The 7,538-nt window shown below is 31.1% G+C and carries 3 protein-coding genes, 1 tRNA gene and 3 pseudogenes; all 7 read left to right on the top strand.

Annotated elements, in window-relative coordinates:
* Positions 1-77: 77 nt before the first annotated feature.
* Positions 78-153: transfer RNA gene (locus B2671_RS09515), tRNA-Met, on the top strand.
* Between the two features lie 419 nt (positions 154-572).
* Entirely contained in the window at positions 573-2,975 is a 2,403-nt protein-coding gene (spoIIE, locus tag B2671_RS09510; RefSeq protein WP_346870204.1) for a stage II sporulation protein E, read from the top strand.
* A 165-nt stretch (positions 2,976-3,140) separates the two neighbouring features.
* The gene (gene tilS, locus B2671_RS09505; RefSeq protein ID WP_346870203.1) at positions 3,141-4,571 is read left to right on the top strand and encodes a tRNA lysidine(34) synthetase TilS; all 1,431 of its coding nucleotides are present in this window, start codon (positions 3,141-3,143) and stop codon (positions 4,569-4,571) included.
* On the top strand, positions 4,564-5,103 hold the full coding sequence (gene hpt, locus B2671_RS09500) for a hypoxanthine phosphoribosyltransferase (protein WP_346870202.1): 540 nt from the start codon (positions 4,564-4,566) through the stop codon (positions 5,101-5,103). The genes tilS and hpt overlap by 8 nt, the downstream gene beginning before the upstream one ends.
* A gap of 154 nt (positions 5,104-5,257) precedes the next feature.
* Positions 5,258-5,467: pseudogene (locus B2671_RS17600) on the top strand (ATP-dependent metallopeptidase FtsH/Yme1/Tma family protein); the annotation flags it as partial.
* A gap of 210 nt (positions 5,468-5,677) precedes the next feature.
* Positions 5,678-6,229: pseudogene (locus B2671_RS17595) on the top strand (AAA family ATPase); the annotation flags it as partial.
* A gap of 4 nt (positions 6,230-6,233) precedes the next feature.
* Positions 6,234-7,490, top strand: a pseudogene (locus tag B2671_RS09490) (ATP-dependent metallopeptidase FtsH/Yme1/Tma family protein); the annotation flags it as partial.
* Between the last annotated feature and the right edge of the window lie 48 nt (positions 7,491-7,538).

Raw genomic sequence — 7,538 nt, 5'->3', positions numbered from 1 at the left:
GGCAGACGCACAGGACTTAAAATCCTGCGGTGGTTAAACACCGTACCGGTTCGATTCCGGTCTTCAGCACCAAATGACGCGGGGTGGAGCAGTTGGCAGCTCGTCGGGCTCATAACCCGAAGGTCGTAGGTTCAAGTCCTGCCCCCGCAACCATAAGAGTGGATTGAATATATATTCAATCCATTTTTTCTTTTAAATAAGATTAGTTAATTTATAAAAAGTTTAATGAATTGAATTTATAAACAGAGTTCAAAAATAAATATAAATATAAGTATATTAATTAATTATATTTATATGAAAAATATTTTCCCCATGAAACCTTTTATAATTATTATTCATGACATAAAAATATAATATATAAAAATAAGAAAATTAAGGGGTATAGATTTACTAAAGTCATACTATAAGCCAAATAACTTAATAATTTAGAGCCATAAACTAAAAATTAAAAGAGAGATAAATGGAGTTTATTGTAATAAATTTCTTTATGTAGGTCCTATTAAATTACATTTATTTCCAATGAACATTGATATAATTAACCTGTAAAAAAAATACAGGTGGGTGAAATTATTATGCAATATGGAGAAAATATTAAGACGTATAAAAGAGTAAAAAGCAGTATGGTTATTAGTAATGATAAAGAGGGTGACGGAGCAAAAATAATAGCGAAGAGTATTATGTTTTTCTGTGTTGCTATATTAGTTAGTAGAGTAATAATGATAAATAAATCTGCACCTTTTGGAATTGCATTTTTACTTACAATACTATTCTTAGGGGATAATAAATTATCTTTATTTGTTGGGCTGGGATCTATATTGGGCTACATAACTACAATAGGTGTACTAGAAAATTCCTTAATGTATATAACTATAGTTCCAACTTTGGTTATAATATGTTTAATTTTAAATAGTTTTATAAAAAAGAATATTCAAAAGTTTGCTATTATAGGAGCAACTTTAATAATGATTTTTGCATATACTATGTTAGTAAATCAGTATACACTACTGTTGGCACTTGGTAATACTGCATTAGAAGGAGTAAGTATAATACCTGTTTACTTAATACTGGAGTATAGTATTAACAGCTTTAAAAAGATAAGAACAAAGCATTTATTTTCAAATGAAGAAATAGTTTCTATGAGTATATTAATAGCTTTAATAATTGCAGGTACTTGGGGTATTGAAGTTTTCAATATATCAATTTTAAGTGTATTAAGTATTGCAGTTGTATCTATTATAGGTTATGTTTGTGGTACAAGCATAGGTGCTACAGCAGGAATTGCTATGGGTGTAATTGTGGGAATGTCTAGCCAGAATATTTTTGGTTATGCAACAGTATTGGGAGTATGTGCCTTAACTTCAGGGATATTTAGAGAAGGTGGAAAGTTGATTTCATCTTTAGCATCATTTATAGTATTTTGCATAATGAAGATTTATATAGCTACTTATATACCAGAAGGAATTTCACAATTTATATTGGCAGAAGGGATTTTATCTACAGCGTTATTTGTAGTTATACCTAATGATATATATGAAACTATATCTGGAGAATTAGATGTAGAGAAAAAAAGTAAAAGATATGAAGAAGGATATGTTAATAAAGTAAAGGGAATTTTCACAGATAGGTTAGATAAGTTTTCTGAAGTGCTTCTAAATATGGCTGGCACGTTGAATAATTTAGCTGATAATGATAAGCTGGATATGAGTACTAAAAGTAGTGGGCTTATAGAGAATTTAGCTAATAGAGTATGTAATAGCTGTGATACATGCGGAATATGCTGGGGAAGAGAAATGATAAATACCTATAAGGCTTTTGGAGAACTTTTAGAAAATGCTCAGAATAGAACTAACATTTTTCCGCAATTATTAGAAAAGAAATGTATAAGGAAAGCTTCGCTAATAAGGAATACAGAAGATATAATAAATAAATTTATTATAAGTGAAATGTGGAGAAGTAGATTAGCAGAGGGCAGAGAGCTAATTGCAAATCAATTCAATAACATGGCTAAGTCTGTAGATGAGATTATGGAAGAGTTTTCATCAGACTTTAATGAAGACAAAGATTCAGAAAAAAAGATTATAAGAATTCTTGAAAAGTACGATATAGAAATTGATGATGTATTTGCAATAAAAGACAAGAATGAAAGACTAAATATACAGATAACCTGTAATTGTTGCAATGGAAGAAATTTATGTGTAAAAAAAATGCTACCTTTAATTAATGACTGTGTAGGTTATAAAATGAAATTAAAAGTCGACGGGTGTAAGATTAATCCTATAACTAATAAGTGTACTGCTATGTTTGAAGAAGTACCTAAGTTTGGAGTAACTACTAGCGTATCTAGGGCATGTAAAGATGGACAAACTATCTTTGGAGATAATTTTAATTTTGGAGAAGGATATGATGGTAGTTACATGATGGTTATTAGTGATGGAATGGGCTCAGGTCCACAGGCAGGAAGAGAAAGTAAGGCTGTAGTTGAATTAATTGAGAAATTTACAGGTGCAGGATTTAGTAGAACTACAGCTATAAATACAGTTAACTCTATAATGAGCCTTAAATTTTCAGAGGATGAAAAATTCTCTACAGTAGACTTAAGTGCAATTGACTTGTATAGTGGAGAAGTAGATTTTATGAAGGTGGGAGCAGTAGCTAGTATTGTAAAGAGTAGTGATACCATAGATATTATTAAATCTAGAAGTTTACCTATTGGAATACTAGATGAAGCAGATATAGAGATTCATAGTAAGAAAGTAAAAAATGGCGATCTGATTGTTATGTTAACAGATGGAATTACAGACTGTGATGAAGAATCTAGTGGTAAGATAGATTGGATATTGGATTATTTATGTAGAAATGATAATGTGAGTCCAGAGGAACTATCTAAGGGTATAATTAATGAAGCGAAGAGAATAGGAAAAAATAAGGTTAAGGATGATATGACAGTTATGGTTTCTAGAGTTCACACGGCTTAATTTGGGTTAAGTAAATTAGAAAGTTAATTATAGCTAATTTATAATGGTTATAATAAAAAAAGTGAAGAGGTGTGTAAACATTTCTTCATTTTTTATTATATTTGTTTTAAAATTCTTACATTTATGATATTATGACTTAAAACTATATTTTTAGGAAGTGTTTTTATGGAAGATAAAGAGTGGCCGAAAGTACATAATAATAATATGAGAAATCAAGTTATTAAAACTATTGAAGAAAATCGAATGTTGAATAAAGGAGACAAAGTTATAGTTGCATTATCTGGAGGTCCTGACTCTATAAGTTTATTGCATGTTTTGTCTACATTAATGGATGATTATAATATAAAACTATATGCAGCTCATGTGAATCATATGTTAAGAGGCAGTGAATCAGATGAGGATGAAGCTACTTGTAGAAGGTTTTGCAAAGAAAATCAAATTGAATTCTTTAGCAAGTCTATAGATATAAACTTCATAGCTTGTGAAAACAATATATCCACGGAGATGGCTGGTAGGGATGCCAGATATGGATTTTTTGAAGAGCTTCTAAAAAAGCTTAATGCAAATAAAGTTGCATTAGCTCATAATCTTAATGATCAAGCAGAAACAGTACTTATGAGGTTAATGAGAGGAACTGGAATAGAAGGGCTTATAGGGATTAAACCTGTAAGAGATGAAGTATATATAAGACCGATAATAAATGTGAGCAGACAAGAAATCGAGGGTTACTGTAAAGAAAACAATCTTCCAGCTAGAATAGATCAAACAAATTATGAGCCTATATATTCAAGAAATAAGATCCGATTAGAATTGATACCTTATATACAACAAAACTTTAACTCAGATATAATTACAACCTTAAATAGAATGTGTGAACTTATCAAACGTGATGAGGATTATATTCAAGAAAATGCAATCAAAGTTTTTCAAAAATATTGTGATATAGGAGAAGATAAGGTTATAATATATAAAGATGTATTTTATCTTCATCCATCTTTAGCAAGTAGAGTTATAAGAAAAGCTCTATTAGAAGTCAAAGGGGATATAAACAATATTCAAAGCATACATATCGATAATATTATAAACTTACAAAAATCTGGCACAGGAAAATTTACAATTGTTCCAAAAGAAATATTAATCAAGAATGTATACGGTAATATTGAAATAACAAGGCAAAAAAAACAATGTAAAGTTGATATAGATACTATTATAAATCTTAATATGGGTAATAATTACATTGAAGAGTTAGGACTTAAAGTATATATAAGATCTATAGATAGTGATAAAAAAATGAATTTTAAGTCTAATGATAACATAAAATATTTTAATGGTACTAATATAAAAAATATAGCATTAAGATTTAGAAGGAATGGGGATAGATTTTATCCTCTTGGGATGAAAGGTAGCAAGAAGTTAAAGGACATATTTATAGACTTAAAGATTCCAAGAGAAGAAAGAGATTTTGTGCCTCTGATTTGTTTTGATGAAGATATTTCATGGATAATTGGATATAAAATAAGTGATAAATTTAAAATCCATGAAGGAGTAAAAAAAATTATAGAAGTAAGTGTGGAAAGGCAGGAAAAACATGAATAAGGACATTAAAGAAGTTTTATTAACTGAAGAGGTTTTGACAGAAAAAACTAAAGAAATAGGGGCTAAAATATCAAAGGAATATGCAGGTAGAGATTTAATTGTACTTGGTATTCTAAAGGGTTCAGTAATGTTTATGTCTGATTTAATGAAAAACATAACTATACCTTGTAAGATGGATTTTATGGCTGTATCTAGCTATGGAGACGCTACACAATCTTCAGGAATAGTAAAAATAATAAAGGATTTAGATTTTGAAATAAAAGGCAAGGATGTGTTGATAGTAGAAGATATTATAGATAGTGGAGTAACTCTTAAATATCTTATGAAATACTTAGGTGCTAGAAATCCAAGGAGTCTTGAAATAGCTTGTTTACTTAATAAACCTGAAAGAAGAAAGGAAGAACTAGATGTTAAATATCTTGGTTTTGATGTTCCGGATTATTTCTTAGTAGGATATGGTCTTGACTATGCTGAAATTTATAGGAATCTTCCTTATATAGGAATATTAGATGAACACGTATATATGAAGTAGTAAAGTTTTATACTATATAGATATAATCTTATTTATTTTTAAAATAGAATAGAATAGTAGTTCATTAATAATTAATATTATTGATGTTGTAAAGGAAAAACTCATATGATAGAATTTTTAGTGATATTGAACCGTAGAGAGAGGGGGGCTTTAAATGAAAAAAATTTCTAGTGCAACAATTTGGTTTTTAGTATTAATACTAGTTATATTTTCTGCATTATCATTATTCGATAGTACAGGAACTTTAAAAGAAATAAGTGTAACAGAATTTGAAAAATATATGCAACAAAAACAAGTATCAGCCATACAAACATCGTCTGATGGTACATCAGTAAGGGGTAAATTAAGTGATGGTACTGAATTCAGTGTAAATATTTTACAATCAAGGTATTCTCAAATACTTAAAGAAAATCCAAACCCTGATATGAATGAAAAATATGATCCACCTGCTACAGTTCCAGTTTGGATGAGAATTTTACCTACGCTTCTTGTGATAGGAATGGTAGTGTTATTTTGGGTAATGTTTATGAATCAATCTAGTGGAAGCGGTGGCGGAGGCGGCCGTGGGGTTATGAGCTTTGGTAAAAGTAAAGCTAAGATGGCTGTACCTTTAGAAGGTGATAAAAAGGTTACCTTTAAAAATGTAGCTGGAGCTGATGAAGAAAAGCAAGAGCTTGAGGAAATAGTAGATTTTCTTAAAAATCCTAAGAGATATATGGAAGTAGGAGCTAGAATTCCAAAAGGAGTACTATTAGTTGGTCCTCCAGGAACAGGAAAAACTCTTTTAGCAAAAGCAGTAGCTGGAGAAGCTGGAGTTCCATTTTTCAGTATATCAGGGTCAGATTTCGTTGAAATGTTTGTCGGGGTCGGTGCTAGCCGTGTCCGGGATTTATTTGAAACAGCGAAGAAAAACGCGCCTGCGATTATCTTTATCGATGAAATCGATGCAGTTGGTCGCCAACGTGGTGCCGGTATGGGTGGCGGACATGATGAGCGGGAACAAACATTGAACCAGTTGTTGGTTGAAATGGATGGTTTTGATGGGAATGAAGGCGTGATCGTCATTGCCGCAACGAACCGTTCGGATGTTTTAGATCCAGCGTTGCTACGTCCAGGTCGTTTTGACCNNTGCACCATGTATCATCTTTATAGATGAAATTGATGCTGTAGGTAGACAAAGAGGTGCTGGTATGGGTGGAGGTCATGATGAAAGAGAGCAAACCTTAAACCAACTTCTTGTTGAAATGGATGGATTTGGTGTAAATGAAGGCATAATAATGGTAGCCGCTACAAATAGACCAGATATTTTAGACCCAGCTCTTTTAAGACCAGGTAGATTTGATAGACAGATAGTTGTTGGTGTACCTGATGTTAAAGGAAGAGAAGAAATATTAAAAGTTCACTCTAAGAATAAACCTTTAAATGAAGATGTAGACTTAAAAATACTTGCAAAGAGAACACCAGGATTTACTGGGGCAGACCTTGAAAATCTAATGAATGAATCTGCTTTATTAACTGTTAGAGCTAGAAGAAAAGTTATAACTATGGAAGAGTTAGAAGAATCTATAACTAGAGTAATGGCTGGACCAGAAAAAAAATCCAGAGTTATTAGTGAGAAAGATAAGAATTTAACTGCATATCATGAAGCTGGTCACGCAGTAGTATCTAAATACTTACCTAATTCTTACGCTGTGCATGAAATTAGTATTATTCCAAGAGGCATGGCAGGAGGATATACTTTACATCTACCTAATGAAGATACAGCATATACATCTAAGTCTAAACTTAGAGATGATATGGTTGGTCTTTTAGGTGGAAGAGTTGCTGAAGCGTTAATTCTTGGAGATATAAGTACAGGAGCAAAAAATGATATAGATAGAACTACATCAATAGCTAAGAAGATGGTTATGGAATATGGTATGACAGATGCTCTAGGACCTATATCTTTTGGAAAAGAAGATGGTGAAGTATTCATGGGAAGAGACTTTGGAAGAACAAGAGATTTCTCTGAAGAGGTTGCATCTAAGATAGATAGAGAAATTAAAGCTTTAATTGATGAGGCTTATGAGAGAACAGAAACTATTCTTAAAGAGAATATAGATAAACTTCATGATGTTGCAAAAGCTCTACTTGAAAGAGAAAAACTTACTGCGGAAGAATTTAATGCAATAATGGAAGGGAAAACTCTTGCAGAATTTGATGCGGAAAAAATAGTGTTAGATTCTCCGAAAGAGAAAAATGATGTTCCTGTAGAAGAGAATAGTATTAGTTCTAATGATAAGTTTAAGGATTGGAATGTAGAAACTCTTAATGATGAAGTGTCAACAGATGAAAATCAGATAGAAGAAATTTCAAATAATGAGAGTAACACATACAAAGAAAGTTAATACATTGTTTTAAAAGCACAGCTATTGCTCAATGTCATTAAGTTAAGA

Source organism: Clostridium sp. UBA5119 (assembly GCF_002414285.1).
Taxonomy (GTDB): domain Bacteria; phylum Bacillota; class Clostridia; order Clostridiales; family Clostridiaceae; genus Clostridium_J; species Clostridium_J sulfidigenes.
Note: the sequence above shows the minus strand (reverse complement) of the source record. Positions and strands in the feature narration are given on the sequence as shown.